Raw genomic sequence first — 25,451 nt, 5'->3', positions numbered from 1 at the left:
GGCGGTGTCGCTCAGAACTGGTAGCCGGCGCTCACGCCCGTCATCCACTGGCGGCCGGGCGCGCTTTCGTAAAAGCGGCTGTTGCCGTCGTTGACGATGACCGAGCCCACGTACTTGCGGTCGAACAGGTTGTCCACGCGCGCAAAGGCGCGCAGCGTCCAGGGGCCCATCACCTTGCGGTAGCCCACGCTGGCCGAAGCCACGGTGTAGGCGGGTGCGGCGCCGCTGTTGGCGTCGTTCACATAGACCTTGCTGGCGTGCTCGGCCGACACGCCCACACGCCATTCAGGCGTGACGCGGTAGTCCAGGCCCAGTGCCAGGTGCTGCTTGGACAGGCCCGGCAGCATGTTGCCGGCGGCGGCATTGCCCGAAGCCTGGCGGAACGTGGCATCGAGGTAGGTGTAGGCGGCTTGCAGCTGCCACTGGGGCGACAGGTGCAGGTCGGCCTGCAGCTCCAGGCCCTGGCGGCGGGTGTCGCCGGCGTTGCGGTAGGTGGTGCGACCGTTGTCGTTCTTGTCACTGACGATCTCGTCGCTGGTGCGCGAATGGAACACGGCCGCGCTCCACAGGCCCTTGACGGCACCGGTCAGGCGCTGGCGGTAGCCGACTTCGTATTGCGTGCTGGCGCTGGGCTGCAACTGCAGGTTCAGGCCGCCGATGCTGCCCGGGCGGTACGACAGTTCGGTAAAGGTCGGGGTCTCGAAGCCCCGGCCCAGGCTGGCGTAGACGGTCTGCTCCGGCGTGAGCTGGTGGGACAGCGAGACCATGGGCAAGGCCTTGCTGTGCGAGACCTGGCCCGAGTCATCGGGGTTGCCTGGGCGGATGTAGCGGTCGTTGGACTCGAACTTCACATGGCTGTAGCGCAGGCCCGTGCCCAGGCTCCAGTTGGGGGCGAGCTGCCAGTTGGCCTGTACATAGGGGTCGATGCTGGTGACGGTATTGTCTTCGTCGCGGCGCAGCGCTCCCTTGACGCCGAGCTGGCTGCCGATGAAGTTTTCGTAGCCCTGGCGGTCTTCCTTCATGGTGTCGAACGCCAGGCCGGCCGTGACGGTCACCGGTACCGGGGCATTGCTGAAATTGCCGGTCCAGCGGGCATCGAGGCCGGCGTAGTCGCGCGCCATGTCGATCACGCCGCCCGGCTGGCCTGCCGGTTTTTGCGTGGCGATGGGCAGCGATTGGTACTGCTCCATGGAGCGATGGCCGGCATAGGCGGTCAAGGAGACGCTGTGCGTGCCGCTGAGGCGGCGCTCATAGGTCGCGCCGACCTGGGTCTGCTCCAGCGACTTGCGGGTGTTGAATCTTTCGGCCACGGAGGACGCCTGGCGCGGGTTGTCCTGCCACTGCTGCCAGGTCAGGCCTTGGGCGTCCTGGGCATCCGTCTTCATGGTGTTGGCGACGATGGTCAGGCGCGCGTCGTCACCGATGGCGGTGGACAGCTTGGCATTGGCCAGGTTGCGGTCGGCGGCGCTGTGGTCGCGATAGCCGTCGGTCAGGAAGCGGCTGGTGCTCAGCACATAGCTCAGGCCCTGGGCGGTCTGGCCGCTGGCCTTGGCCGACAGGCGCTTTTGCCCGTTGCTGCCCACGGAGTAGCCGCCTTCGACGCTGGGTGGGCCTTCCGGGGTTTCGGTGTACATGCTGACCACGCCGCCGGCCGAGTTGCCGTAGAGCGCGGAATAAGGGCCGCGCAGCACTTCGATGCGCTCGAGGCTGCTGATGTCGATGTGCGACAGCGCGCCCTGGCCGTCGGGCATGGTGGCGGGAATGCCGTCCACATACAGCCGCACGCCGCGCAGGCCGAAGGTGGAGCGCGCGCCATAGCCACGGATGGACAGTTGCAGGTCTTGGGCGTAGTTCTGGCGGTTGTTGATCTGCAGACCGGGCACGCCCGACAGCATTTCCGACAGGTTCACCTGCATCTGGCGATCACGCGCCTGCTCGGCGTCGATGACCGTCACGGAGGCCGGCGTCTGCTCCAGCGAAGTGCCGCCCAGCGTGCTGTGCACGGTGATGGCGGGCAGTGTGGCGTCGGCGGCGGGCGCGGCGATGGCTACGCCATACATGCTGCTGACCAGTACGGGCAGGCCGGCAACCCAGCGCAGGTGGTGCAATGTCATGCGAAAAATCTTGGTTCGTGCGAATGCTGGCGCCGGCCTGGCTGCGGACATGCGCGGCCAAGTCTGGCGCGGGCACGCGCAGTGGTTGGTCTCAACGAGGGGAGGGTGCAGTGGCCGGGCGTGGCGGCCGACTGCAAGCGTCAATGGCCGAAGAATGCCATAGAGCCGTCACAAAATTTCACGTTATGGCGTAAACACCAATGGTTCCGTGGTTAATTGTGTGGGAGAGGGCGCAAGCGGTTCGCTTGGCCTGGAGCCATTACAGGGCGGGGGAGCGGCCCTGCGCCTGGTCGAGGGCATCGATGATGATCTTGCCGGTGCTTTGCACGCCGGGTGCGGCGAAACCCGGGCCGGGTTTGACGCTGGGGTGGGCCAGCAATTGGTCGCGAACCTTCAAGCGCTCGGCCATGGCTTCGGGCAGAGGCTGGGGCGCTTGGGCCGGCGTGTTGCGCAGGTATTGCTGGTAAGCCTCGGTCTTGGCGCTGTTCATTTCGCGCGTAGCCCGGGCTTCCAGGTGGGTATTCAGCAGATAGCCCAGGACAATGAAGGCCACCAGGCCGCCGACGACCGCCGTAATGACGAATGATTCATCGGTGGTTTTGCGAAAGCGCTGCGGTGCTGGAGACATGGGGACGAGATCAATCAGAAGGCAAGGGCGTGAGATTACGCGGTAAATTGTAAGACAAATCTTACAAATTGACCCAAGCCTATCAAAAATTGCCCCCCGGCGGCATGGACGGCGCCAATGGCCGAGTAGGGCACTCTTGCATGGCAAAGCGGCCCCTGTCGCTGAGGACAGGGGCCGCCTTGGTTGGCGCCCGGTGGCGCCGCCGGGACCGCTTAGGCGGTCAGCGTCAGCTGGCTCTGGATGGCTTGCTGGGCCTGTTCCAGTGCGGCAGCCTTGGACTCGGGGCCCATGGCAACGCCTTCGGCACGCACAAAGCGCACATCGGTCACGCCCAGGAAGCCCAGCACGGTTTGCAGCAGGCTTTCCTGGTGTTCCATGGCACGGCCGCCTTCGGACGTGGAGTACACGCCGCCGCGGGTGGACACCACGATCACGGTCTTGCCCTTGGCCAGACCTTCTGGGCCGGCTGCGGTGTAGCGGAACGTGCGGCCGGGTTGGGCGATGCGGTCAATCCAGGCCTTGAGCTGGCTGGGAATGCTGAAGTTGTAGAAGGGCGTGCCGATCACGACCACGTCCGCGGCCAGGAACTGGCTCACCAGCTTTTCGGAAACGGCGTTCTCCGCCCGTTCAGCTTCGGTCGCGGCATTCTGGCCGGTGCGAAAGCCCATGGACACGGCGGACAGGTGGCTGGGAGCGTCCTGTGCCAGATCCAGGTAGTCGACGCTGAGGCCGGGATGGGCCTGGACCCAGGCCTGCACGGTACGTGCGGTCAGATCGCGGGAAACGGACATGTCGCCGGTGATGGCGGAATCGATGTGCAGCAATTGCATGGTGTGGCTCCTGAAATGTGAAAAGTGGTGGTCTTGTTGAGACCGTGGTATAGAGTATGGATTTGAAATGAATGTTTGATAAGCAGGCTTTTATGCGATAGATTGTCCTGCCAGTGGGACAATTAAAAGGATGTGAATGAACGATCTCAACGACATGCTGTATTTCGCCGAAGTGGTGGAGCGCGGTGGTTTTGCGGCGGCGGGTCGGGCACTGGGCATCCCCAAGTCGCGGTTGTCGCGCCGGGTGTCGGAGCTCGAAGCCCGCCTGGGCGTGCGCTTGCTGCAGCGCACCACCCGCAAGCTGTCCTTGACCGAGGTGGGCGAAGCCTATCTGCGCCATTGCCAGGTGATGCGCGATGCGGCCCAGGCCGCGGCCGATGCCGTGGCCCAGGTGCAGGCCGAGCCGCGCGGCACCATTCGCGTGAGCTGCCCGGTGACGCTGGCCCAGACCGTGCTCGGCGAGCTGATGCCGGCCTATCTGCGGCGCTATCCGCTGGTGCGCGTCGACATGCAGGTCACGAACCGGGCGGTGAACCTGGTGGAGGAAAGCATTGATGTGGCGCTGCGTGTGCGCGCTTCGCTCGATGACAGCGGCAGCATGGTGGTCAAGCGCCTGGACATGTCACGCCAGGTGCTGGTGGCCAGCCCCGACCTGCTGCGGCGCCAGGGCACGCCCAGTCGCCTGCAGGATCTGGAGAAGCTCGACAGCCTGGCCATGTCGGCTGTGGATGGTCGCTCCAGCCTGCTGCTGATCGGGCCCCAGGGCCAGGAGTACACGCTGCAGCACCAGCCGCGCTATGTGGCGGATGACCTGCTGACGCTGAAGTTCGCCGTGCTGGCCGGCACGGGCATGGGCTGGCTGCCTGACTATATGTGCCACGACGAGTGCAATGAAGGTCGGCTGGTGCACCTGATGCCCGACTGGTCGCCGCCGCAGGGCGTGGTGCACGCCGTCTTTCCCTCGCGCCGGGGGCTGTCGCCGGCGGTGCGCAGCTTTCTCGATTTTCTCGCGGAGACCATGCCGGGTCGCAGCCTGGTCGCTTGAAGGGCTTGCGCGGATTTGACCGCCATAAGATAACAACCAATGGTTCGTTGGGATTTGGGACCATGCTGCGGAGAATGGCGGTTCAAGGAGAACTGGCATGCATACATCCCCCCGTATTCTGATCGTGCCCGGCTGGCGCGACTCCGGCCCCGGTCATTGGCAAAGCCTGTGGGCCGAGCAGTTGCCGGGCGCCGAGCGGGTGGTGCAGGACGACTGGCTCACCCCCCGGCGCGAGGCCTGGGTCCGGCGCCTGGAAGAGACCGTGCTGGCGCGTCCGGAGCCCGTGGTGATCGTGGCCCACAGTCTGGGTTGTATCGCCACCACCCATATGGGAGCGCAGGCCGCGGCACGCGTGGTCGGAGCGCTGCTGGTGGCACCGGCCGATCCCGAGCGCCGCGCCCAGCTCAGTGATTTCGCGCCCGCGCCTTGCGCGCCACTGCCGTTTCGCAGCGTGCTGGTGGCCAGCAGCAATGACCCGTTCTGTCCCATACGCCTGGCGGGAGCGTATGCGCGCGCCTGGGGCAGCGAGCTGGTGCGGCTGCAGAACGCCGGCCATGTGAATGTGGAATCGGGCCATGGCGCCTGGCCGCTGGGCCTGGCGCTGCTGCAGTCGCTGACCGCGGGGCTGGAATGGTCTTCGCCTGTGGAAAGTGTTCAGCCCGCATGGGCATGAGGCCGCCGCTCCTGGGTTCTATATGCCCCAGGAGGATTAATTAACAAGAATATATTCGTTTGAGTTTGAAGGCGAGCTTCAGACAATCAAGCATCTTTCACGTTCCAGGCCTTGCAACCATGAAATCTTTGACACTCAAGACCCTTTTGGCCAGCCTTGCCTTGGCCGCCAGCGGTGCGGCACTGGCCCAGAACCAGCTGCTCAATGTCTCTTACGACGTGGCGCGTGAGTTCTACAAGGACTACAACGTCGCTTTTGCCGCGCATTACAAGAAAACCACGGGCAAGGACGTGAAGATCGACCAGTCGCACGCCGGCTCCAGCGCCCAGGCGCGCGCCGTCAACGACGGCCTGGAGGCCGATGTGGTGACCATGAACACCACCACGGACATCGAGTTCCTGGCCAGCAAGGGTGTGGTGGCCAAGGACTGGAGCAAGAAGTTCCCCAACGATGCGTCGCCCACGACGTCGACCATGCTGTTCCTGGTGCGCAACGGCAATCCCAAGAACATCAAGGACTGGGATGATTTGATCAAGCCCGGCGTGCAGGTCATCGTGGTCAACCCCAAGACCGGCGGCAACGGCCGCTACGCCTATCTGGCCGCCTGGGGCGCGGTACGCGAGAAGGGCGGCACCGACGCCCAGGCCGAAGCCTTTGTCAGCAAGCTCTACAAGAACGTGCCCGTGCTGGGCAAGGGCGGGCGCGATGCCACGGCGATTTTCCTGCAGCGCAACATCGGCGACGTGCTGATCACCTTCGAGTCGGAAGTGATCTCCATCGACCGCGAGTTCGGCAAGGGCAAGGTCCAGGCCGTGTATCCATCCTCGTCCATCATTGCCGAGAACCCCGTGGCCGTGGTCGAGCGCACCGTGGCCAAGAAGGGCACGGCCACGCTGGCCAACGACTACCTGAACTACCTGTACTCGGATGAAGCCCAGGAAATCGCGGCCCAGCATGCGCTGCGCCCGCGCTCCGAAGCCGTGCTGAAAAAGCATGCCGATGTCTTCAAGCCAATCAAGCAGTTCACCGTGGCCAAGTACTTCGGTTCGCTGTCGGATGCACAGAAAGTGCATTTCAACGACGGCGGTCAGTTCGACAAGCTCTACACCCCTGGCAAGTAAGCCGGAGTTCGCGTCCGCACCATGGTTTCTGCCTCTTCTGCTTCCCTCACCGCGCCGGCTCCAGGGCGCGGCCGCGGCTCCAAGCGTGTGCTGCCCGGCTTCGGCCTGACGCTGGGCTACACGCTGTTCTATCTCAGCATCATCGTGCTGATCCCGCTGTCGGCGCTGGTCTTCAAGACCTTCACCATGACCTGGCCGGCGTTCTGGGAGGCCGTCAGCGCACCGCGCGTCATGGCCTCGTACCGGCTGACGTTCGGCGCCTCGCTGATCGCGGCCCTGGTCAATCTGGTGTTCGGCCTGCTGATCGCCTGGGTGCTGGTGCGCTACAAGTTTCCGGGCAAGAAAATCGTCGACGCGCTGGTGGACCTGCCGTTTGCGCTGCCCACGGCCGTGGCCGGTATTTCGCTCACGGCACTGCTCGCCGGCAATGGCTGGATAGGCCAGTATCTGGAGCCGCTGGGCATTCAGCTGGCGTTCAAGCCCGCAGGCATCGTGATCGCGTTGATCTTCATCGGCCTGCCGTTTGTGGTGCGCACGGTGCAGCCGGTGCTCGAAGACGCGGAAAAGGAGCTGGAAGAAGCCGCGACCAGCCTGGGCGCGACGCGCCTGCAGATCTTCACCAAGGTGATCCTGCCCAGCATCACGCCGGCCCTGCTCACGGGCTTTGCCATGGCGTTCGCCCGGGCCGTGGGCGAGTACGGCTCGGTGATCTTCATCGCCGGCAACATGCCCATGATTTCCGAAATCACGCCGCTGATCATCATCGGCAAGCTGGAGCAATATGACTATGCAGGCGCCACGGCAGTCGCGGTGGTGATGCTGGTCATATCCTTTGTGCTGCTGCTGATCATCAACGCGCTGCAAGCCTGGCAACGCCGCCACGCAGGAGCCCCCGCATGAGCGCCGTTTCTTCTTCCCGCAACACGCGCCGCGCCAAGGCCGGCACCACCGAAGCCCCTTGGGTGCGCTGGACGCTGATCGGCATTGCCATGGTGTTCCTGCTGCTGTTCCTGGTGCTGCCGCTGCTGGCGGTGTTCACCGAGGCGCTGCGCAAGGGCTTTGGTGCCTACCTCGACGGTTTGCGCGAGCCCGACGCCTGGTCGGCCATCAAGCTCACCTTGCTGACGGCCGCGATTGCCGTGCCGCTGAACCTGGTGTTCGGCGTGGCGGCAGCCTGGTGCATTGCCAAGTACGAGTTCCGCGGCAAGGCCTTTCTGACCACGCTGGTGGACCTGCCGTTTTCCGTCTCGCCCGTGGTGGCCGGCCTGACCTACGTGCTGATGTTCGGCTCGCACGGCTGGATGGGTTCCTGGTTGCAGGCGCATGACATCAAGGTCATCTTTGCCGTGCCCGGCATCGTGCTGGCGACCATCTTCGTGACCTTTCCCTTCATCGCCCGCGAACTGATCCCGCTGATGCAGGCCCAGGGCAGCGATGAGGAGCAGGCGGCCATCGTGCTCGGCGCGACCGGCTGGCAGACCTTCTACAAGGTCACGCTGCCCAACATCAAGTGGGGTCTGCTGTATGGCGTGATCCTGTGCAATGCGCGGGCCATGGGCGAATTCGGCGCGGTGTCGGTGGTCTCGGGTCATATCCGCGGCCAGACGAACACCATTCCGCTGCACGTGGAAATTCTCTACAACGAATACCAGTCGGTCGCGGCCTTTGCCGCCGCCTCGTTGCTGGCCCTGCTGGCGCTGGTGACCCTGGTGGTCAAGTCGATCGCCGAGTGGCGCGCCGAGCGCGAGCAGGCCGCCGCGGCCAGCCTGCCACCCGAGCGGCCGACACCCCAGATCGCCTGAAAGAAGAAGCACTATGAGTATCGAAATCCGCAACGTCAGCAAGCAGTTCGGCAGTTTCCAGGCGCTGCGCGACGTCAGCCTGGACATTGGCTCGGGCGAGCTGATCGCCTTGCTCGGCCCCTCGGGCTGCGGCAAGACCACGCTGCTGCGCATCATTGCCGGGCTGGAAACGCCCGATGTGGGCAGCATCCATTTCAGCGGCGAAGACACGACCGACGTGCATGTGCGCGAGCGCAACGTGGGCTTTGTGTTCCAGCACTATGCGCTGTTCCGCCACATGACGGTGTTCGAGAACGTGGCTTTCGGCCTGCGCGTCAAGCCGCGCAATCAGCGGCCCAGCGAAGCCCAGATCCGCACCAAGGTGATGGATCTGCTCAAGCTGGTGCAGCTCGACTGGCTGGCCGATCGCCATCCTTCCCAGCTTTCGGGCGGCCAACGCCAGCGCATTGCCCTGGCCCGGGCCCTGGCGGTCGAGCCCAAGGTGCTGCTGCTGGACGAGCCTTTCGGTGCCCTCGATGCCAAGGTGCGCAAGGAGCTGCGCCGCTGGTTGCGCCGCCTGCATGACGAGCTGCACGTGACGTCGATCTTCGTGACCCATGACCAGGAAGAGGCGCTGGAAGTCGCCGACCGGGTGGTGGTCATCAACCAGGGCAAGATCGAGCAAAGCGGCTCGCCCCAGGACGTCTGGGACAATCCCGCCAGCCCCTTTGTCTATGGCTTCCTGGGCGATGTGAACCTGTTCCATGGCCGGGCCAACGACGGCCTGGTGCACATGAGCGGCATCGAGCTCGATGCGCCCGAGGCCGCCCAGGCCAAGGACGCCAAGGCTTTTGCCTATGTGCGCCCGCACGACCTGGACGTGGAGCGCTATTCTCCGGGGCAGAACATCGACGCCCAGGGCCGCCCGCGCGGCATCGTGGCCCAGCTGAGCCGGGCGATTGTGGTCGGACCTATTGCGCGGCTGGAACTAATTCCCGCCGATGAAAACCAATCATCAGCCCCTGGGGGTGAAGATACTTTGATCGAAGCGCAGATTCCTGCGCAACAATTCAAGGAAATGGGTTTGCGCGAGGGTGAGACGCTGGTGGTGACGCCGCGTAGAGCCAAGGTGTTTATCGACCAGGCTGCAGGCATTTGACGGACTTCGAGGGCCGTGGTCTGCGGCCTTTCAAGGACAAGAGATGATGTGGTTGAACTGGATGGAAACGGCGCCGCGCCGCGTGCTGGCGCTGATCAGCGCGGCTTGCGTGGCCATGCTGGCGTTTGGCATGTATCTGCAGTATGGCGTGGGGCTAGAGCCCTGCCCGATGTGCATCGTGCAGCGCTATGCCTTGATCGCCGTGGCGGTGTTCACCGGTCTGGCGAGCCTGCGGCAGGGCCGTGGCTGGTGGCTAGGCTGGGGCCTGCTGGCGCTGCTGAGCGCGGGTTTTGGCGCTTTCGTGGCCGCTCGCCAAAGCTGGCTGCAGTGGTATCCGCCCGAGTTCGCTACCTGTGGCCGTGACTTCTACGGCATGGTTGAGAACTACCCCTTGAGCCGTGCCATTCCCATGATCTTCCGTGGCTCGGGCGACTGCACGGCCATCGACTGGACCTTTCTGGGTGGCTCCATCGCCAATTGGTCGTTCGTGGCCTTTGTGCTGATGGCGCTGGCGCTGCTGGGCCTGCTGTGGCGTCAGCTGCGGCCGCGTTGAGCCTGATTGAAAAGCGCCTTAGGGCGCTTTTTTTCGGTCTTTGCACAGGCGGGGGCGCGGCACATCCGGGGCGCGGCGCCCGGCCCGCTATCATGGCCGCATGAATTGGAGCCATGCCACTGTCAGTCTTGCCGCCCGCTTCTGGGACGGTGCCTGCGAGACGGCCCTGGCCTGGTGGCGCAGCATTTATCTGGGCGCGGTGGTGCTGGTGCTGCTGCTGTCGCCCTCCAGCTATCGCGGCACGGTGCGCGGGCGCATGGCCTACCAGATGTACGTGCAGACCGGACCGGTGCTGCTGGGCTTCACGGCGCTGGCGGCGCTGCTGTGTGCGGTGATCACGCACATCGTGGTGGTCACCGCGCTGAGCTACGGCCTGTCGCGCTATGCGCTGGAGATGGTGGTGCGGGTGCTGGTGCTGGAGCTGATTCCGCTCACGGCCTGTCTGTTCGTGGCCATGCGCTGCACCATTCCCAGCGGCACCCAACTGGCGCAATTGCGTGTGCGCGGACATATCTCGGCCTTGCAGCAGCGGGGCGTCGACCCGGTGCGCACCGAGCTGATGCCGCGCGCCGTGGGCGGGCTGTTTGCCTGTCTGACCCTGGCGGCGCTGAGCTGCGTGGTGGCGTTGATCACGGCCTATCTGAGCGTCTATGGCTTCAGTCTGGCGGGTCTGCCGGTCTATACACGGCTGTTCGGCCAGGTATTCAAGCCGGGCGTGACTTTGGTGTTCATACTCAAGACCTGTTTTTTCAGCCTGGCCGTGGCCTTGATTCCCATGGCTTCGGGCTGGTATGCGCCGCTGCCGCGGCTGCGCCAGCAAGGGCGCGAGTTGGGCGGATTGGCACGCATGTTTGTCGTGCTGCTGGTGATCGAAATCCTGTCGCTGATGGGCAACTATTATTGAGACCCGGAACCTTCATGGACACAAAAACACCTGACCCCGCGCCTGTGGCGCCCGAAGAGTTGCGGCCCGTGGCCCATTTGCGGGTCAAGGCCGCGGCGCTGCTGCTGTTCACCTTGGCGCTGCTGCTGGGCTCGGCGCTGTACCTGTTGTATGCCCGCGGTGCTTTCGAGGCCACGCAGGAGCTGGTGCTCACGGCCGACGACTCGGAAGGCGTCGTGGTTGGCATGGACATGACTTTCTCGGGCTTTCCCATAGGCCGCGTGCGGCGCATTGAGTTGTCCGAAGACGGCAATGTGCGCATCGTGGTCGACGTGCCGCGCAAGGATGCGCACTGGCTGCGCGAGACCAGCGTGTTCACGCTGGTGCGCGGCCTGGTTGGCGGCACGACCATCAAGGCCTATAGCGGCATTCTGACGGACCCGGCGCTGGCCGACGGGGCAGTGCGGCCGGTGCTGCGCGGGGATTCCACGGCCGAGATTCCACAGATCATGTCCTCGGCCAAGGAGCTGCTGAGCAATCTGAGCGCCATGACGGCACAGGACTCGGCCTTGGGCGGTGCGCTGGGCCAGGTGCAATCGCTGACTGCGCGGCTGCAAGGCCCGGGTGGCGCCCTGGGCGTGGTGATGGGCAATGAGGCTGACGCGCGCAAGGTCGTGGCCACGCTGGAACGAGCCCAGGCGCTGATGGCGCGCATGGAACAGCTGGTGACGCGCGCTGACCGCCAGGTGTTCGACGCCGACGGCGTGATGCCCGCCGTGCGCGCCACCGTGGTGCAGCTCAACGGTCTGCTCGCGGACACGCGCCAAAGTCTGCAAAAAGTCGATGCGGTGCTGGCCGAAGCCCAGGCCGTGGGCGCCAATGCGCGCGAAGCGACGACGGACCTGGGCGCGCTGCGCGCCGAAGTGGAAAGCAATTTGCGCCGCATCGAAGGCGTGCTCAGCGACATCCAGCGCAAGTGGCCGTTTGCGCACCAGCCGGAGCTCCAACTGCCATGACCTCAAGCCTTTCACGTCTTGCCCCCGGACGGTCGATGGCGCGGGCCGCGCTGTGCTGCTGCGCCTTGGTGCTTGCGGCCTGCGGCAACCAGCCACCGGCCCCCGACTGGGCGCTGAATGCCGAGTCTGCGGCCGACAGGGCCACCCAGGCCTATCTGCGTGGCGATCAGCGGGTGCAGGCCCTGGAATGGGGCAAGGCCCGCGGCGAAGTCGAGCGCACGGCCAGCCCGCAGCTGCTGGCAAGGCTGGCGCTGATGCGGTGCGCGGTCGAAGTGGCCAGTCTGGAGTGGAATGGCTGCGCGGAGTTCACGGCCGTGGCCGAGGATGCGGATCCGCCAGAGCAGGCCTACGCGCGCTATCTCCAGGCCCAGCCCTTGTCAGCGCAGGACATCGCTCTGTTGCCAGCCGCCCAGCAGCCGGTGGCGCGAGCGCTGCAGTCGGCGCAGGGCGATGCCAGCGCTGCGCTGGCTGCAGTCAAGTTGGTGCAGGCGCCGCTGTCGCGTCTGGTGGCCGCGGCGGTGGTCTTGCGCGCGCGCGGCCCGGCCGACGCCTTGCTGGCCGAAGCCGTGGACACGGCGGCGGCGCAAGGCTGGCGCCGCCCTTTGCTGGCCTGGCTGCTGCTGCGCGTGCAGCAGGCGCGTACGGCGGGGAATGAGGTGCTGGCGCAGGCGCTGGAGCGGCGCGTGCGTGTGCTGCAAGGGCAGGCGGGCGCTACGCCCTGAGCCCTAGCGGGTGGGCTTCAGTTGTCCAGCAGTGCAAACAGATCGAACAGCCGAAAGCTGTCCGCGGCCTGTACCGCGTTGTCCATCCAGAGCATCAAGGCCGTGGAAGCCAAGGCCAGGGCGATGGTGATTGCGAAGGCCATCAGGGGATGGCGAGCAATGGAGGTGCCAGCATGCATAAGGCCTCCTGAAAAGGCGAGGGGGCAAACGGATGCACCGTTCAGGCCGTCTTGCCATGGGTGCATACCATCCATTGCAGCGCGTCTGGGCCTTATGTGCTGTCGGACAAATGCGCGTCATGTTGCAGTGCGTCATGCTGCACGGGCCGGAACGAAAAAAGCGAAGCCATCAAGGCTTCGCTAGAGGGGGGGCACGCAGCCTGCCAGGCTGCATGCGTGTGGCACGGGTTTAGAAACGGTGGCGCATGCCCAGCACCAGGCTGGTGCCCGACTTCACGTCGGTGATCTTGTCATGCATGGCCACGGCGTACAGGTCGGTGCGCTTGGACAGGAAGTGGTCATAGCCCAGGCTGGCCGTGGTGCGCGTGGCGTTGAGCGTGCCTTCCACCTTGGTGCGCGCCATGGCTGCTTTCACTGTGCCGGCCTTGTTCAGCACGGGCAGGTCCAGGCCCAGGGAGAGGGTGCTGCCCTTGAAGTTGGTCGTATCCACTTTGGCCTGGCCGTAGGTGGCGTAGGCCTTGACGACGTTGAAGTCGTAGGTGCCGCCCAGCATCCAGTCGGTCTTGGTGTCCATGGGGGAAAGGACCACGGGGTTGTTGATCTTGGCGCGCTCATAGAAGCCCAGCAGCGTCAACGGACCGCCGAAGTACATCACGTTCAGGCCGGCGTTGGCCTTGTTCGATGCACCTGCCTGCTCGCCAAACTGGTAGTGCAGGTTGGCCTTGAGTCCGCCGAAGCTGGGCGTGGTGTAGGTCACCTGGTTGCTCCAGCCGGTGTCGGAAGGCGTGGTCAGGTTGCCAAAGCCCCAGGCGGCGGTGGAGATGTTGGCGTGCAGCACCAGCGGCGAGACGGTGAAGGAATCGCCAAAGGGGTTGGCCAGGATGGTGGGCAGGAAGTTGGGGGCCATGGAGCGGCCCAGGCGCAGCGTGCCGAAACCACCCGACAGGGCGACGTTGGCATCGCGGGAGAACGTTGGGTCGCCGTTGAAGCGGCCGTAGTTGCCCACGTCAGCGCGCAGGAACGAGGTCAGCAGGAATTCGGCGGTGAGGCCGTTGCCCAGGTCTTCCTTGCCAGTAAAGCCCATCCAGGAAGTGGTCATGCCGCCCGAACCCACGGTGGTGGTGCGATGGGCGTCGCCAGCCATGCGCATGGAGCCTGCATAGACATCCATCAGACCGGTGATTTGCACTGTGCTTTGGGCTTGTGCAGCGCCGGCGCATGCAAGGGCAGCAACCAGGGCGAGCAAGGACTTCTTCATGGGGGGGCTCCTGTAATAAAAGGTTAGTAAAACAACTATAGCAATACATGTGCCAACGTCATTGTCTTTGCAGCGGCAGCCTGCCAAAGAAACGCTCGCCCCCCTGGTGACTGTGGCCTGGAGCCAACGCTGCCGCTGTCGATGAGGGAGAGAGCCGGGCTGAGTGCCTGGGTTGCGAATTCTCCGCGGCTGTGGGTAATATGAAGGGCCAAGGAGGCCTCCCATGTCCGATCTTCCAGAGGAAAACGTGTTCGGCGAACACGATGGCAGCAGCTACAGCGCAACGCTGTGCCAGTCGAATGGTGTCTGGTATTTCTCCAGCTTCGTGGTCGACGAGCACAACGTGCTGCTCAATGGCGAAACCTGGCCGACGCGCGAGGCAGCGATAGCCGCCATTCGCCTGATTGCCTCGGGGGACAGGGCTTCCCTCTAGCGGGGCGCTGTCGTGCCTACATCCACGCTTGATTTAATAGCCTAAAACTATTAACATAGTCTCATTGATAATTTGACTAGAGAGTGGTATGGGCAAACACATCATCGCCGGTCTGCTCGCGCTGGCTTTGGGCGGCCATGTGGCGTGGGCGGCCGATTACCGGATTCCCGATGAATTCGTCGGCAGCTACCTGGCTACGCGCTCCTCCACGTCCTGCCTGCGCCAAAATGGCGCAGACCAGGCCTTACCGGTCTACCTTGTGGTGCAGCCTACGCAGTTCCGGTACGGTTTCCTGAATCCCCAGGATGAAAACAGTCTCGATGCCATGGCGTGCCGCGCGACCCATCTGGTGCTGGCGGTCAATGGCAGCATGGATGTGAGAAGTGAGTGCTTTGCGATCGATCAATTGGTCAAGAAGCGTTTCAGGTTCACCAAGCGCGCAGGGGTTTTGCTGCTCAAGGACATGGAGCACGGTACCGAGCAGGAGTTCGAAGCCTGTTATTAATGGGTTTGCCGCCGGGCCTTTGGGGTGTCGCTATCGTTTTTTGCAGTTTTTTTGTCTACTGAATGAATTGACAGACTGTTGATCCATTCAGCTGTGGTACTATCAGTCTTGTTGGAAGGGATGAGTGATCTGCCTTCCAGCGCGATCCAAATTACCGCGAGGTGGAGCAGTCTGGTAGCTCGTTGGGCTCATAACCCAAAGGTCGCAGGTTCAAATCCTGCTCTCGCAACCATATCAAGCCCCGATACGAAAGTGTCGGGGCTTTTTTATTGGCCGCACGGCTACGGGCCGTGCCGCCGCCGCCATTGCCAGGGAGGTGAGGGGTCGGTGTCGGCCCACAGGCCTTTGCGTGCAGCCCGGGCCCTGGCTTCCAGCCCTGCCAGGTCGGCGCGGCCCTGGGCATAGCGGGTCGAGGCCCAGGCCATGCCGCGGCGCACCTGGTACGCGGCCGCGTCGCGGCCATGGCATTCGACCTGGGCTACGGTGCGTCCGAACTGGTCGATGTCCAGCGGCTGGATTCTGGCTTGCGCCTGCCAGCACAGTCGGTCCAGGCTTTGCCGCGCTTGCTGCCCGAAAGGCTGGTTGCGCTCGGGTGCATCGATGGCGTGGATGCGTATCTGGCGCTGCAGGTCGGGCCAGTCGCAGCGCACGGTCAGGGTGTCTCCGTCGCTGATGCTGACGACGAGGCAGACAAGCAGGGCGGAAATCATGCCGGCATGATGTCGAAAATGGCGTGATGCCGGGTGCGTGCTGCATGGTGTTGACATCCGCCCATGGTCAAGTACGCGCCTGCATTCCTGAAAAAGGCGGTTGCTGCCGCTGATGGCGGCGACACGGCAGAGCAGGGCGGCATGCAGCAGGCGTAAAAAAAGCACCCTAGGTGCTTTGTTGTTGCCGCAGGCATTTCGAGCCTATAAGGACAAAAGGCCTTAGCTCTTGCGAACTAAGGCCTTCAACCAATGGTCGGAGCGGCGGGATTCGAACTCGCGACCCTCTGCTCCCAAAGCAGATGCGCTACCAGGCTGCGCTACGCTCCGACAAATTTCTCAAACTGGGTTGATAAGGACTTAGCTCTTTCGAGCTAAGTCTTTGAATCAATGGTCGGAGCGGCGGGATTCGAACTCGCGACCCTCTGCTCCCAAAGCAGATGCGCTACCAGGCTGCGCTACGCTCCGACAAAAAGAATTCTAATGGCTAATCAGATGGACTTTTTTGAAAATTCAAAAATAATTCAAAAAGAATAGCTACTCGTCGCGTCGCTTAGCGGGGCGACGGGCCTGGGCCGCGTCCAGCCAGGTGGCGGAACGTGATGCGACCCTTGGTCAGATCGTAGGGGGACATTTCCAGCGAAACCTTGTCGCCTGCCAGGATACGGATGTGGTGCTTGCGCATCTTGCCGCCGGTATAGGCGATCAGCTGGTGACCGTTTTCCAGGGTTACGCGGAAACGCGAGTCGGGCAAGACTTCCGTGACGGAGCCTTGCATTTCAATCAATTCTTCTTTGGCCATTTTCAATCTCTCATATAAATCTGGGTCGCTGCGCCTGTTCAGGGGAGAAACAACAGCTCAGCACCGACCCGTAGAGGCCACTGAAGTACTGTGCATGGCAGGCGGTGGAAGCCGCTGCGCTCCAGGCGCAGAACGGACAGAAGGCCGGTGAACGGCATTCTTTGTACAGGCGAGGCGCTGTACGCAATCCCCCAGATTGTAACCCTAGGGCGCGGCAAGTGCCAGGGCGTGTATTAGGAAGGTGTGATCGCGGCCGCCAGAGCGCGCACCAGATCGGTCTGCGTGATGACGCCAGCCAGGCGCAGCTCGGCATCCACGATGGGCAAATGGTGGTGCCCCCCTGAAGAGAACAGCGGAATTAAATCCATCACGTGCTGGCTGGAGAAGGCCGTTTGCGCGCTGGCACTCATCAGATCGCTGACGGTTTGTGGTTTTTTTGCACGCGTCGACACCAGTTGGCGCAGGCGCTGGCCCCAGCCTTCAGGCGATTCAAGGGCGGTGGTGCGCATGAAGTCCGACAGGGACAGCATGCCTATCACCTGGTGCTGGCCGTCCACGACGGGCAAGGCCTTGATGTTTTTTTGCCGCATCAGCGCCCAGGCATCCTTGAGCGGGACATCGGCTTCGACGGCCAGCGCAGGGGTGGACATGATGTCGGCGCAACGCAGCTCGCCCAGCGTGCGCTGGAAGGCGGCACGGCCCGCGAGGTGCAGCAGGCCTTCGAGGTCGGAGCGGCTGATGTCCAGCACCTGGTTGTAGTTTTCCAGCGCCGCGTCCAGGTCGGACTTCTGGAAATGCCCGCCCGTGGCGTTGCGCTGGGCACGGCTGCGCTGGGGATAGGGCTTGCCGGTCGCGTTGTTGTAGACCATGGCGCAGGCCAGCAGCACCAGGATGTTGAACAGCACCGGAAAGACGATCAGTTCCAGGCCGTTGCTGTGCTCCAGCACCACGAAAGCCGCCATGCCAACGCCTGGCGGGTGAAAGCAGCGCAGCAGCAGCATGCCGGCGAGGGCGCCACCCACCGCCAGCGCAGCGGCCCAGACCAGATCGGGCACCAACAGGCTGCACAGGGTGGAGACCAGCGCCGCGACCACGGTGCCGCCGAGCACCGGCCAGGGCTGGGCCAGCGGGCTGGCCGGCATGCCAAACACCAGCACGGCGCTGGCGCTCAGTGACGCAATCATCCAGGAGGCGTTGCCGCTGCCGGCCCACCAGCGGCTCAGAAAGCCCGTGACCAGCAGGCCCAGCACCACGCCCAGCGTCATGCGCAGGGCTTCCTTGCCATCGATGCCGACGGACTGGGGCCACAGGCCCAGCAGCCAGTGGCGCAAGGCGGTCAGGTGTCGGGAGGGTGGAGCAGGGGGCTGAGGGGCAGACACGGGCAAGGCGGCGGATGGGGGGGGAAGGCTGCAGGATAACAAAGGCCCTGTCTTTGCCTGCGCCGAGTGGCATGCGCGGGTTAGCGTGTGGTGCAAAGCAGGGATGTGAGGCCATAGAATGCGCTGCTTGCCTAGAATCACCTGGAAAAAAACACTGTGTCTGATCGCCTTGCCGTGCTCCCCCAATATTTACTGCCCAAGCAGGCGTTGACAGCTGTGATGGGCCGACTGGCCCATCTGCGGGGGGGCAGGCTGACGACCTGGGTGATTGAGCGTTTCATCGCCCGCTACGGCGTCAACATGGCCGAGGCCGCCAACCCCGATCCCGCGGGCTACGACACTTTCAATGCTTTCTTCACGCGCAGTCTGCGCGCAGGCGCGCGCCCGCAGGCCCAGGCCGCGCTGGATTGTCCCGTGGACGGCGCCGTGAGCCAGCTTGGCCCCATCGCCGGCGACCAGATCTTTCAGGCCAAGGGCCACCATTACTCGACCCGTGCGCTGGTCGGCGGTGATGCGGCCCTGGCGGCCGAATTCGAGAATGGCCACTTCGCCACGATTTATCTCAGCCCGCGTGACTACCACCGCATCCACATGCCTTGCGATGGGCGGCTGCGCGAGATGGTCTACGTGCCCGGCGACCTGTTTTCGGTCAACCCGGTGACGGCCCGCGGCGTGCCCGGGCTGTTTGCGCGCAATGAACGGGTGGTGTGCGTGTTCGATTCCGCCGCAGGTCCGTTCGTGATGGTGCTGGTGGGCGCGACCATCGTCGGCAGCATGGCCACCGTGTGGCACGGCCAGGTCAACCCACCGCGCAGCGCCGAGATCCGCCGCTGGCGCTACGGCCAGGACGCGCCCAGCCTGCGCCAGGGCGATGAAATGGGCCGCTTCCTGTTGGGCTCGACCGTGGTGCTGCTGTTTCCCAAGGGGCCGCTGCACTTCAATGCGCTGTGGCAGGCCGGCAGCGCCGTGCGCCTGGGCGAAGCCATGGCCGAGCGCGACTGACCACGCCGCGCGGCCGGCGAAGGCCGGCCGTATCGGTCAACAGGCTGGACCGGTTCCTAGAAGAACCAGCTCAGGCCTTCGGGGCGGCGCGCGGTGGTGAACTGCGACGGCTGCAGGCGCAGGCGGTCCGGACGCACGGGCTCTTCGCGGCCCACCAGATAAACCATCATTTCCCGTCGGCGCAGGATCACATGGCTGACGGTCTCGGTGCGTCCGTTTTCCGTGACTTCCACACCGGGGCGAAACAAGGGCATTTCAAAAGTGAAGCTGCGTGGGCTGACAGGCGCAGCGGCTTCCGCTGAAGTGGTAATGGAGTGCATAGGGCCCAGTCTGGCGTGGCAAATAAGCCTGATATCGGCAGCCTGTGGGGAAAGTTGAGGGTCATGTCGCGCCTGGCGGCGTAGAAAGAGGGCACTGGCTTTCGCGCAGGACCTTGCCGGGCGCCATTCTTGCCTGTGCAGCCGATAAGATAGGCGGGCTTGTTTTTCTTTCACTGGCCCACAGACGCAAGGTCTGGCGGCGCGCATGGTTCGGATCGTCGGTTTTTCATGTCCCAAATTTCTCTTGAGCAACTCGCCAGCGAATGGCGCAGCCTGCAATACAGTGTTGCGCTGCCCGTACGGGAATGTGTGCAGCAACTGGCCCTTGTACATCAGCGGGGTCTGGCCTCCCATTTTTATGAAGAGATGCTGCGCGACGCCGCGGCCTCAGTGATGCTGAGCCACGAGCAGGTCCGCATGGGGTTGCACCAGTCCATGTGCCAGTGGGTGGCCGAAGTGTTCAGCGATGGCGGTCAGGAGCAGCTGGCGCAGCGCGTGGCCCGGCAAGTCAAGATCGGTGAAGTGCATGCACGCATCGATGTGCCGGTGCATCTGGTGCTGCGCGGTGCCAGCAGTCTCAAGCGCGGCCTGTGTGCCTTGCTGGCCGAGCTGCTGGGCGCCGACCTGGCCTTGCAGTTGCAGGCCGCCAGCTATGGGATGGCGGTGATAGATATCGCCATGGCCATCATGAGCCAGGCCTATTCCAGCTCGCACGATCGCAGCGCACGCGCCCAGGAGGCCTACCGCCTGCACGCCGTGGCGCAGGATATGAGCGCCGAGCGCGAACGCCAGCGCGCGGCCGTACTGGCCTGGGAGAATCAGCTGATGTTCGACCGCGCCATGGGGCTGGAGGCACTGCAGTTGCCGCGCATCGGCGCTTCGGAGTTCGGTCTGTGGTTTCGCCACAAGGGCGCGTACACGTTTCGCGGTGCCATCGAGACCACGTTGATTCTGGACACCATGGACTTGATCGACGACAGCCTGCTGCCTTCGCTCGATCAGGTCATCGATGCGCATGGCCGCTTGCAGCAATGGCGTGCCATGCGCGAGCACAGCCAGGCGATTGCGTTTCACCTGGACGCCTTGTTCGAGCAAAACCGTGAACTCGATGCGGGGCGGGATGTGCTGACGCGGCTGCTCAATCGCAAGTTCCTGCCCGTGGTGCTGCGCAAGGAAATCCATTACAGCCGCGAGCGCAAGGCGGATTTCGCCGTGCTGTCGCTGGACGTCGACCACTTCAAGCGGATCAATGACCGCCATGGGCACGAAGGCGGCGACATGGTGCTCAAGCAACTGGCCGACATCCTGTCGAATGCCTGCCGCGGCGGAGACTATACGTTCCGTCTCGGGGGCGAGGAATTCCTGCTGCTGCTCGTCGATATCGACGAGTCCCGTGCCCTGGCATTCGCCGAGCGCTTGCGGGTGCTGGTGGAGCAGGAGGCTTTCCGCTTGCCCGACAATGCCCGCATGCATGTCACGGTGAGCATGGGGCTGGCCATGCACAGCGGCCACCCCGACTACGAGTACACCCTGCGCCAGTCGGACCAGGCTTTGTATGCGGCCAAGAATGCGGGGCGCAACCGGGTGGAAGTCGCCAGGGTCTAGCTGCCGGTTGAGGAAGGGCTCATGGATTTGAGCTCAGCGTGCCCAGTCCGCAGAACGTGGTCTGTGTGACCCAGTCAAGAATCTGTTCGTGGGTGTATGCACCTGATTCCTTGAGCAAGGCCACGACCGGGTCGCAAGCCCGGGCGAACAAGGTGTAGAGCACCAGTTCCGGCGGAAAGCCGGGATGGATCTGGCCGCCTGTCTGGGCCTGCGCGATCCAGATGCTCAGACGGTTGCTCAAGGCGATGAGCCTGTCCATGTATTCGTCGTTGGATTGCAGCGAGGTGCTGAGGCTGGAGTTCTGCGCTGGCAGGGTGGGCATTTCGCCATCCAGCTGGGTCTGCATGGCCCAGCGGATCACTGCCTGCAGCTGAGCGATGGCGGGCACCGGTGCGCCGTTGAGCGCCGCTGCCGTTTCCTGTTGGCGCAGGTCGCCGACAAATGCCAGCGCACGGTCCAGCACGCCGACCATGGCCGCGCCCGCCAGTTCTTCCTTGGAGGAGAACAGTTTGTACAGGCTGGCCTTGGCCATGCCTGCTTCCGCCGCGACCTCATCCACGGTCATGGCGTCATAGCCTTTGCTCGCCAACAAACGGTTGACGGCGGCCACGATGGCCTCTTCACGCAGGCGCTGAATTTGCGCTTTGATCGATGCTCGGGTTTCCATAGGCTGCCATTTTAAATCCAAAGCAAAAATTAAATACGCGGCAGTGCAAATTTAGGACTCGTGAGGTATATTGTGAACTGTCGAGTTCACATAATGATCTCTCAAGTCCACAAGGAAATGCTCCATGCACAGCGTCGCTGTTATCGGATCAGGAATCGCAGGCCTGTCGGCTGCTTGGCAACTGGCCGAGCCGCAAGCCGGACGGCGGGTCACGCTGTTCGAGGCGGGGGCGCACTTTGGTGGCCATGCACACACGGTAGACCTCAGTCTTGAGGGCGTGAGCCATGGGGTGGACACGGGCTTTCTGGTTTTCAACCACCAGACATACCCCCTGCTCACGGCGTTGCTGGCCCAACTGGGCGTGGAGACTTCGGCTGCGGAGATGTCGCTGTCGGTGCAATGCACCGATCCGCAGGGCCGCCAGGGCCTGGAATGGAGCGGCACCTCCCTGAGCACGGTGTTTGCCCAGAGGCGCAATCTGCTGCGTCCGCGCTTTTGGCGGATGCTGGCGGACATCATGCGCTTCAACCGGCTTGCGACCGCGCTGTCCCAGCGTCCGGCGCCAGAGCAATTGCAGGGCTGCGTTGCGGATTTTCTGGATGCCCACCGTTTCGGCACGGCTTTCCGCGAGGACTATCTGCTGCCCATGATTGGCAGCATCTGGTCCTGTCCCACGGACCAGATGCTGCGCTTCCCGCTCGCCACCTTGCTGCGCTTTTGCCATAACCATGGACTGCTGCAGATCACCCAACGGCCGCAGTGGTACACGGTGCGCGGGGGCTCCCGCCAATATGTGCGGCGCATGCTCACGCGTCTGCAAGACAGCCCCGATCATGAAGCCCGCCTGCATGCGCCGGTGCTGGGCGTGCGCCGCCTGGAGCATGGCGTGCTGCTGCAGACGGCCCATGGCAGCGAGGTCTTCGATGCGGTCGTGATGGCCTGCCACAGCGACCAGGCGCTGGCATTGCTGGGCGCGGACGCCACGCCGCAAGAAACCGCGCTGCTCGGTGCCATCCGTTACCAACCCAATCTCGCGGTCCTGCACACCGATACCCATGTCCTGCCGCAACGGACTTCGGCGTGGGCGGCGTGGAACCATGAGCGGGCCGCAGGCGCCGAGGCACATGCGCCAAGCGACCGGGTCTGCCTGCACTACTGGATCAATCGCCTGCAGCCCTTGCCATGGCAGCAGCCGGTGATCGTTTCGCTCAATCCCGTGCGTGCCATCGATGAAAGCAAAGTCCATCGCCGCATCGAGTACGCCCATCCCGTGTTTGATCTGGCGGCGATGGAGGCGCAGGCGGCAATGCATACCCTGCAAGGCCAGCAGCGCACATGGTTCTGCGGCGCCTGGATGGGCTATGGTTTCCATGAGGACGGTTTACGTTCGGGTCTGGAGGCCGCGGCAGGGGTGCATGAGGCCTTGCTCCATGCACCGGTGCTGTTGCAAAAGGGCGTGGCATGAACTGCCTTGATTCCCAGCCGCTGATCGGCATGGGCCATGTCTGGCACCGGCGCTTGCGGCCGGTCGAGCATGCGTTTGTCTATCCCAGCTATTTTCTGCTGCTGCCGCTGCGCAGTCTGCGCCGCCAGCCCAGCGCGGTGCTGCACCGCAACCGCCGCGGGCTGATCAGTTTTTACGACGCAGACCACGGTGAAGGCCATGAAGATGCTCTGGCCTGGTTCGATGCCATGCTGCAAAGCGAAGGCATTGCGGATGCCGATGGCGAAGTCTGGCTGCACACCTTTCCACGGGTCCTGGGCTATGCCTTCAAGCCGGTCAGCTTCTGGTACGCCCACCGGGCCGATGGTTCACTGGCCGCGGTATTGGTCGAAGTCAACAACACCTTTGGCGAACGCCATGCCTATCTGCTGGACGGCCCTCAACTGGATTGGGGGCAAGAGCAGATGGCGCGCAAAGTCTTTCACGTCTCGCCCTTCTGCGGGGTCGAAGGCCACTATCGCTTCCGCTTCGAGCGGTCAGGCCCGCCAGCCCGGACGCTGGTCCGGGTCGATCTGCACGACGCCGAGGGCCCTTTGCTGCAAACCAGCGTCGGCGGGGCGCTGTGCGCGCTCAGTCATGCCAGCATGCGCCGCGCATTCTTCGGCATGCCCTTGATGACGTTCGGAGTCATTGCGCGCATTCACTGGCAAGCCCTGCGACTGTGGGGCAAGCGCTTGCCTTTCTTCACCAAACCAGCTGCCCCTGAGCACTTCATATCCCGATGAACACCACCACAGTGCCATTACAGGCTGCGGCTGCCGCGCCGCAGACAACGTCCGGGAGCAGCCGCGTGCTGCGTTTGCTGGAACGGCTGCCATTGGGTCAGCTGGAACTGCATTTGCCTGGCAACCGATTGCTGCATCTGCCCTCGCACCCCAACGCCACGGCGCAAGGCGACATGCCCAGGGCCACGCTGCACGTACGCCATCCCAGGATGTTCGAGCGCGTACAAAAGTCCGGTGACATCGGGCTGGCCGAGAGCTATATTGACGGCGACTGGGACAGCCCCGATCTGCCGGCCTTGCTGCGCCTGTGCATCGCCAACCGCACGCACATCGAGTCCCTGGTCTACGGCCATTGGTGGGGACGGCTGGCCTACCGCCTGCGCCATCTGATGCGGCGCAATACGCGCGCCGGCAGCGCCAAGAACATCCACGCCCACTACGACCTGGGCAACGATTTCTACAAGCTCTGGCTGGACCCGAGCATGAACTACAGCGCCGCCTGGTTCGAGGATGGGAATCACCAGGACGCGGACCTGCAGGCGGCCCAGCAGGCCAAGATACGGCGTGCGCTGCGCGAGGCGCGCGTCACTCCGGGCGCGCGCCTGCTGGAAGTCGGCTGTGGCTGGGGTGGGCTGGCCGAAGTCGCTGCCAGCGAATTCCAGGCCCAGGTCACCGCGGTCACGCTGTCCAGGGAGCAGCTGCAGTGGGGGCAGCAAAGAATCCAGGCCGCGGGACTGAGCGACCAGGCGCAACTGAACTACCAGGACTACCGCGACCTGAGCCGGCAGCATGCGGCTGCACCTTTCGATGCCATTGTGTCCATCGAGATGTTCGAAGCCGTGGGGCAGGCGTACTGGGCGGGTTATTTCCAGATGCTGCAGACCTGTCTGCGACCCGGAGGCTATGCCTGCATACAGACCATCACCATCCGCGACGACCTGTTCCAGCGTTACCAGGCGTCCACGGATTTCATCCAGCAATACATCTTTCCCGGCGGCATGCTGCCCAGCTGCGCGGCCTTCGAGGCCGAAGCCCGGCGCGCGGGCTTCGTGATCGAGCAGCGTCTGGCGTTCGGCCCCGACTATGCCGAAACCCTCAGGCGTTGGCGCCATGCCTTTGCGCAGCAACACGAGGCGCTGGAGCACCTGGGCTTTGATGAGCGTTTTGCGCGCATCTGGGGCTTTTATCTGGCGTACTGCGAGGCAGCGTTCGATACCGGCAATACCGATGTCATCCAATTCACCCTGAGAAAGCCGCTGCCATGAGGATCCATGCCACAAGGCGCCAGATCTTGCGGCACGCCAGCAGCCTTCTTGCCATTCCCTTGTTCGCCATGCCCCACACCAGTCTGTCTGCTCCCTCCCTGCCTTCCGAACTGCAAGCCCTGCTGCCGCAGGCCCAGAGGATAGGTTGCGCCGTACTGCGCTTTTTCGGCCTGCAGGTCTACGAGGCCTGCCTGTGGACGGGCGCGGATTTTCGGGCTGAGCGCTATGCCCGGCAGCCGATCGCGCTGGAGCTGAGGTATGAGCGCAAGCTCGACGGCTCGGCCATCGCGGAGCGTTCCATTGCCGAGATGCGGCGCATAGGCGCTTTCAGCGAGGAGCAAGCGCGGCAATGGCTGGAGCTGATGACCCGCGCCTTTCCCGATGTGGTTGCGCAGGACCGGTTGCTGGGCTGGAGTGACGGCCAGGGCGAAGTGCGGTTTTTCCACAATGGCCGCCTGACCGCGTCCATCCAGGACGCTGAGTACGCGCGCCTTTTCTTCGGCATCTGGCTGGCGCCGGAGTCCTCCGCGCCAGCGCTGCGCAAATCGCTGCTGGGCCTTGCGGCCTGAGTACAC

At 64.0% G+C, this 25,451-nt stretch carries 28 protein-coding genes and 3 tRNA genes; 19 read left to right on the top strand and 12 right to left on the bottom strand.

The window, feature by feature from the left end:
• Window positions 1-11: 11 nt before the first annotated feature.
• From N0K08_RS16565 to N0K08_RS16555, 3 genes are all read right to left on the bottom strand, one after another.
• The gene (locus N0K08_RS16565) at window positions 12-2,114 is read right to left on the bottom strand and encodes a TonB-dependent receptor (protein WP_261501491.1); all 2,103 of its coding nucleotides are present in this window, start codon (window positions 2,112-2,114) and stop codon (window positions 12-14) included.
• 259 nt (window positions 2,115-2,373) lie between these two features.
• Window positions 2,374-2,742: a hypothetical protein gene (locus N0K08_RS16560; protein ID WP_261501490.1), complete on the bottom strand. Its 369-nt coding sequence runs from the start codon at window positions 2,740-2,742 to the stop codon at window positions 2,374-2,376.
• 212 nt (window positions 2,743-2,954) lie between these two features.
• On the bottom strand, window positions 2,955-3,572 hold the full coding sequence (locus N0K08_RS16555) for an FMN-dependent NADH-azoreductase (protein ID WP_261501489.1): 618 nt from the start codon (window positions 3,570-3,572) through the stop codon (window positions 2,955-2,957).
• A 136-nt stretch (window positions 3,573-3,708) separates the two neighbouring features.
• Here N0K08_RS16555 and N0K08_RS16550 point away from each other — a divergent pair, with 136 nt between their 5' ends.
• From N0K08_RS16550 to N0K08_RS16505, 10 genes are all read left to right on the top strand, one after another.
• Window positions 3,709-4,617, top strand: a complete 909-nt coding sequence (locus N0K08_RS16550; RefSeq protein WP_261501488.1) for a LysR family transcriptional regulator — start codon at window positions 3,709-3,711, stop codon at window positions 4,615-4,617.
• Between the two features lie 97 nt (window positions 4,618-4,714).
• A complete protein-coding gene (locus tag N0K08_RS16545; RefSeq protein WP_261501487.1) occupies window positions 4,715-5,290 on the top strand; it encodes an RBBP9/YdeN family alpha/beta hydrolase in 576 nt (191 codons plus the stop codon).
• A 119-nt stretch (window positions 5,291-5,409) separates the two neighbouring features.
• Window positions 5,410-6,411: a sulfate ABC transporter substrate-binding protein gene (locus tag N0K08_RS16540; RefSeq protein WP_261501486.1), complete on the top strand. Its 1,002-nt coding sequence runs from the start codon at window positions 5,410-5,412 to the stop codon at window positions 6,409-6,411.
• A gap of 21 nt (window positions 6,412-6,432) precedes the next feature.
• Window positions 6,433-7,311 carry a sulfate ABC transporter permease subunit CysT gene (cysT, locus tag N0K08_RS16535; protein ID WP_261501485.1) on the top strand — a complete coding sequence of 293 codons (879 nt, stop codon included), beginning with the start codon at window positions 6,433-6,435 and terminating at the stop codon, window positions 7,309-7,311.
• Complete coding sequence (cysW, locus tag N0K08_RS16530; RefSeq protein ID WP_261501484.1) at window positions 7,308-8,213, top strand: sulfate ABC transporter permease subunit CysW; 906 nt, start codon at window positions 7,308-7,310, stop codon at window positions 8,211-8,213. Before cysT ends, cysW begins: the two co-directional genes overlap by 4 nt.
• Before the next feature lie 13 nt (window positions 8,214-8,226).
• Window positions 8,227-9,351: a sulfate/molybdate ABC transporter ATP-binding protein gene (locus tag N0K08_RS16525; protein WP_261501483.1), complete on the top strand. Its 1,125-nt coding sequence runs from the start codon at window positions 8,227-8,229 to the stop codon at window positions 9,349-9,351.
• Window positions 9,352-9,397: 46 nt separating this feature from the next.
• The gene (locus N0K08_RS16520) at window positions 9,398-9,904 is read left to right on the top strand and encodes a disulfide bond formation protein B (protein WP_261501548.1); all 507 of its coding nucleotides are present in this window, start codon (window positions 9,398-9,400) and stop codon (window positions 9,902-9,904) included.
• 100 nt (window positions 9,905-10,004) lie between these two features.
• Window positions 10,005-10,808, top strand: coding sequence for an MlaE family ABC transporter permease (locus N0K08_RS16515; RefSeq protein WP_261501482.1), 804 nt, complete (start codon window positions 10,005-10,007; stop codon window positions 10,806-10,808).
• 14 nt (window positions 10,809-10,822) lie between these two features.
• Window positions 10,823-11,803, top strand: coding sequence for an MlaD family protein (locus N0K08_RS16510; RefSeq protein WP_261501481.1), 981 nt, complete (start codon window positions 10,823-10,825; stop codon window positions 11,801-11,803).
• Window positions 11,800-12,525: a hypothetical protein gene (locus N0K08_RS16505; protein WP_261501480.1), complete on the top strand. Its 726-nt coding sequence runs from the start codon at window positions 11,800-11,802 to the stop codon at window positions 12,523-12,525. The genes N0K08_RS16510 and N0K08_RS16505 overlap by 4 nt, the downstream gene beginning before the upstream one ends.
• A gap of 17 nt (window positions 12,526-12,542) precedes the next feature.
• Here N0K08_RS16505 and N0K08_RS16500 read toward each other — a convergent pair whose 3' ends face one another.
• Both N0K08_RS16500 and N0K08_RS16495 read right to left on the bottom strand, forming a co-directional pair.
• Window positions 12,543-12,704 carry a hypothetical protein gene (locus tag N0K08_RS16500; protein WP_261501479.1) on the bottom strand — a complete coding sequence of 54 codons (162 nt, stop codon included), beginning with the start codon at window positions 12,702-12,704 and terminating at the stop codon, window positions 12,543-12,545.
• A 229-nt stretch (window positions 12,705-12,933) separates the two neighbouring features.
• Window positions 12,934-13,962 (bottom strand): porin, encoded by a 1,029-nt coding sequence (locus N0K08_RS16495; protein WP_261501478.1) that lies wholly within the window; start codon window positions 13,960-13,962, stop codon window positions 12,934-12,936.
• Window positions 13,963-14,185: 223 nt separating this feature from the next.
• Here N0K08_RS16495 and N0K08_RS16490 point away from each other — a divergent pair, with 223 nt between their 5' ends.
• The 3 genes from N0K08_RS16490 (at window position 14,186) to N0K08_RS16480 (ending at window position 15,132) form a co-directional block, all read left to right on the top strand.
• The gene (locus N0K08_RS16490) at window positions 14,186-14,395 is read left to right on the top strand and encodes a hypothetical protein (protein ID WP_261501477.1); all 210 of its coding nucleotides are present in this window, start codon (window positions 14,186-14,188) and stop codon (window positions 14,393-14,395) included.
• An 88-nt stretch (window positions 14,396-14,483) separates the two neighbouring features.
• Window positions 14,484-14,900: a hypothetical protein gene (locus tag N0K08_RS16485; RefSeq protein WP_261501476.1), complete on the top strand. Its 417-nt coding sequence runs from the start codon at window positions 14,484-14,486 to the stop codon at window positions 14,898-14,900.
• 155 nt (window positions 14,901-15,055) lie between these two features.
• A tRNA-Met gene (locus N0K08_RS16480) sits at window positions 15,056-15,132 on the top strand.
• 49 nt (window positions 15,133-15,181) lie between these two features.
• Here the strand turns inward: N0K08_RS16480 and N0K08_RS16475 are convergent.
• The 5 genes from N0K08_RS16475 to N0K08_RS16455 form a co-directional block, all read right to left on the bottom strand.
• Window positions 15,182-15,610, bottom strand: a complete 429-nt coding sequence (locus N0K08_RS16475) for a thermonuclease family protein (RefSeq protein WP_261501475.1) — start codon at window positions 15,608-15,610, stop codon at window positions 15,182-15,184.
• Between the two features lie 250 nt (window positions 15,611-15,860).
• A tRNA-Pro gene (locus N0K08_RS16470) sits at window positions 15,861-15,937 on the bottom strand.
• A 61-nt stretch (window positions 15,938-15,998) separates the two neighbouring features.
• Window positions 15,999-16,075: transfer RNA gene (locus N0K08_RS16465), tRNA-Pro, on the bottom strand.
• A gap of 85 nt (window positions 16,076-16,160) precedes the next feature.
• Window positions 16,161-16,409 (bottom strand): translation initiation factor IF-1, encoded by a 249-nt coding sequence (gene infA / locus N0K08_RS16460; RefSeq protein WP_159918070.1) that lies wholly within the window; start codon window positions 16,407-16,409, stop codon window positions 16,161-16,163.
• Window positions 16,410-16,642: 233 nt separating this feature from the next.
• Window positions 16,643-17,740, bottom strand: coding sequence for an HPP family protein (locus N0K08_RS16455; protein ID WP_261501474.1), 1,098 nt, complete (start codon window positions 17,738-17,740; stop codon window positions 16,643-16,645).
• Window positions 17,741-17,944: 204 nt separating this feature from the next.
• Between N0K08_RS16455 and asd the strand changes: the two genes are divergently transcribed.
• On the top strand, window positions 17,945-18,790 hold the full coding sequence (gene asd / locus N0K08_RS16450) for an archaetidylserine decarboxylase (protein WP_261501473.1): 846 nt from the start codon (window positions 17,945-17,947) through the stop codon (window positions 18,788-18,790).
• Window positions 18,791-18,846: 56 nt separating this feature from the next.
• Here asd and N0K08_RS16445 read toward each other — a convergent pair whose 3' ends face one another.
• Window positions 18,847-19,110 (bottom strand): hypothetical protein, encoded by a 264-nt coding sequence (locus tag N0K08_RS16445; RefSeq protein ID WP_261501472.1) that lies wholly within the window; start codon window positions 19,108-19,110, stop codon window positions 18,847-18,849.
• A gap of 228 nt (window positions 19,111-19,338) precedes the next feature.
• Between N0K08_RS16445 and N0K08_RS16440 the strand changes: the two genes are divergently transcribed.
• Window positions 19,339-20,715: a GGDEF domain-containing protein gene (locus N0K08_RS16440; protein WP_261501471.1), complete on the top strand. Its 1,377-nt coding sequence runs from the start codon at window positions 19,339-19,341 to the stop codon at window positions 20,713-20,715.
• Between the two features lie 19 nt (window positions 20,716-20,734).
• Here the strand turns inward: N0K08_RS16440 and N0K08_RS16435 are convergent, their stop codons facing one another.
• Window positions 20,735-21,382 carry a TetR/AcrR family transcriptional regulator gene (locus N0K08_RS16435; RefSeq protein ID WP_261501470.1) on the bottom strand — a complete coding sequence of 216 codons (648 nt, stop codon included), beginning with the start codon at window positions 21,380-21,382 and terminating at the stop codon, window positions 20,735-20,737.
• Between the two features lie 124 nt (window positions 21,383-21,506).
• Here N0K08_RS16435 and N0K08_RS16430 point away from each other — a divergent pair, with 124 nt between their 5' ends.
• The 4 genes from N0K08_RS16430 (at window position 21,507) to N0K08_RS16415 (ending at window position 25,445) form a co-directional block, all read left to right on the top strand.
• A complete protein-coding gene (locus N0K08_RS16430; protein ID WP_261501469.1) occupies window positions 21,507-22,847 on the top strand; it encodes an NAD(P)/FAD-dependent oxidoreductase in 1,341 nt (446 codons plus the stop codon).
• A complete protein-coding gene (locus tag N0K08_RS16425; protein WP_261501468.1) occupies window positions 22,844-23,611 on the top strand; it encodes a DUF1365 domain-containing protein in 768 nt (255 codons plus the stop codon). The genes N0K08_RS16430 and N0K08_RS16425 overlap by 4 nt, the downstream gene beginning before the upstream one ends.
• Window positions 23,608-24,876: an SAM-dependent methyltransferase gene (locus N0K08_RS16420; protein WP_261501467.1), complete on the top strand. Its 1,269-nt coding sequence runs from the start codon at window positions 23,608-23,610 to the stop codon at window positions 24,874-24,876. The genes N0K08_RS16425 and N0K08_RS16420 overlap by 4 nt, the downstream gene beginning before the upstream one ends.
• A 68-nt stretch (window positions 24,877-24,944) precedes the next feature.
• The gene (locus N0K08_RS16415; protein ID WP_261501466.1) at window positions 24,945-25,445 is read left to right on the top strand and encodes a chalcone isomerase family protein; all 501 of its coding nucleotides are present in this window, start codon (window positions 24,945-24,947) and stop codon (window positions 25,443-25,445) included.
• The last annotated feature ends 6 nt before the right edge of the window (window positions 25,446-25,451 follow it).

The sequence above is a fragment of the Acidovorax bellezanensis genome, from assembly GCF_025421555.1.
Lineage (GTDB): Bacteria > Pseudomonadota > Gammaproteobacteria > Burkholderiales > Burkholderiaceae_C > Comamonas > Comamonas bellezanensis.
This window is presented reverse-complemented; position numbering and strand designations above follow the sequence as displayed.

Bases quoted from the DNA above. Each gene is read 5' to 3' on its own strand.
- N0K08_RS16565 (WP_261501491.1), bottom strand. From the start codon at position 2,114: ATGACATTGCACCACCTGCGCTGGGTTGCCGGCCTGCCCGTACTGGTC.
- N0K08_RS16560 (WP_261501490.1), bottom strand. From the start codon at position 2,742: ATGTCTCCAGCACCGCAGCGCTTTCGCAAAACCACCGATGAATCATTC.
- N0K08_RS16555 (WP_261501489.1), bottom strand. From the start codon at position 3,572: ATGCAATTGCTGCACATCGATTCCGCCATCACCGGCGACATGTCCGTT.
- N0K08_RS16550 (WP_261501488.1), top strand. From the start codon at position 3,709: ATGAACGATCTCAACGACATGCTGTATTTCGCCGAAGTGGTGGAGCGC.
- N0K08_RS16545 (WP_261501487.1), top strand. From the start codon at position 4,715: ATGCATACATCCCCCCGTATTCTGATCGTGCCCGGCTGGCGCGACTCC.
- N0K08_RS16540 (WP_261501486.1), top strand. From the start codon at position 5,410: ATGAAATCTTTGACACTCAAGACCCTTTTGGCCAGCCTTGCCTTGGCC.
- cysT (WP_261501485.1), top strand. From the start codon at position 6,433: ATGGTTTCTGCCTCTTCTGCTTCCCTCACCGCGCCGGCTCCAGGGCGC.
- cysW (WP_261501484.1), top strand. From the start codon at position 7,308: ATGAGCGCCGTTTCTTCTTCCCGCAACACGCGCCGCGCCAAGGCCGGC.
- N0K08_RS16525 (WP_261501483.1), top strand. From the start codon at position 8,227: ATGAGTATCGAAATCCGCAACGTCAGCAAGCAGTTCGGCAGTTTCCAG.
- N0K08_RS16520 (WP_261501548.1), top strand. From the start codon at position 9,398: ATGTGGTTGAACTGGATGGAAACGGCGCCGCGCCGCGTGCTGGCGCTG.
- N0K08_RS16515 (WP_261501482.1), top strand. From the start codon at position 10,005: ATGAATTGGAGCCATGCCACTGTCAGTCTTGCCGCCCGCTTCTGGGAC.
- N0K08_RS16510 (WP_261501481.1), top strand. From the start codon at position 10,823: ATGGACACAAAAACACCTGACCCCGCGCCTGTGGCGCCCGAAGAGTTG.
- N0K08_RS16505 (WP_261501480.1), top strand. From the start codon at position 11,800: ATGACCTCAAGCCTTTCACGTCTTGCCCCCGGACGGTCGATGGCGCGG.
- N0K08_RS16500 (WP_261501479.1), bottom strand. From the start codon at position 12,704: ATGCATGCTGGCACCTCCATTGCTCGCCATCCCCTGATGGCCTTCGCA.
- N0K08_RS16495 (WP_261501478.1), bottom strand. From the start codon at position 13,962: ATGAAGAAGTCCTTGCTCGCCCTGGTTGCTGCCCTTGCATGCGCCGGC.
- N0K08_RS16490 (WP_261501477.1), top strand. From the start codon at position 14,186: ATGTCCGATCTTCCAGAGGAAAACGTGTTCGGCGAACACGATGGCAGC.
- N0K08_RS16485 (WP_261501476.1), top strand. From the start codon at position 14,484: ATGGGCAAACACATCATCGCCGGTCTGCTCGCGCTGGCTTTGGGCGGC.
- N0K08_RS16475 (WP_261501475.1), bottom strand. From the start codon at position 15,610: ATGATTTCCGCCCTGCTTGTCTGCCTCGTCGTCAGCATCAGCGACGGA.
- infA (WP_159918070.1), bottom strand. From the start codon at position 16,409: ATGGCCAAAGAAGAATTGATTGAAATGCAAGGCTCCGTCACGGAAGTC.
- N0K08_RS16445 (WP_261501472.1), bottom strand. From the start codon at position 19,110: ATGCACTCCATTACCACTTCAGCGGAAGCCGCTGCGCCTGTCAGCCCA.
- N0K08_RS16440 (WP_261501471.1), top strand. From the start codon at position 19,339: ATGTCCCAAATTTCTCTTGAGCAACTCGCCAGCGAATGGCGCAGCCTG.
- N0K08_RS16435 (WP_261501470.1), bottom strand. From the start codon at position 21,382: ATGGAAACCCGAGCATCGATCAAAGCGCAAATTCAGCGCCTGCGTGAA.
- N0K08_RS16430 (WP_261501469.1), top strand. From the start codon at position 21,507: ATGCACAGCGTCGCTGTTATCGGATCAGGAATCGCAGGCCTGTCGGCT.
- N0K08_RS16425 (WP_261501468.1), top strand. From the start codon at position 22,844: ATGAACTGCCTTGATTCCCAGCCGCTGATCGGCATGGGCCATGTCTGG.
- N0K08_RS16420 (WP_261501467.1), top strand. From the start codon at position 23,608: ATGAACACCACCACAGTGCCATTACAGGCTGCGGCTGCCGCGCCGCAG.
- N0K08_RS16415 (WP_261501466.1), top strand. From the start codon at position 24,945: ATGCCCCACACCAGTCTGTCTGCTCCCTCCCTGCCTTCCGAACTGCAA.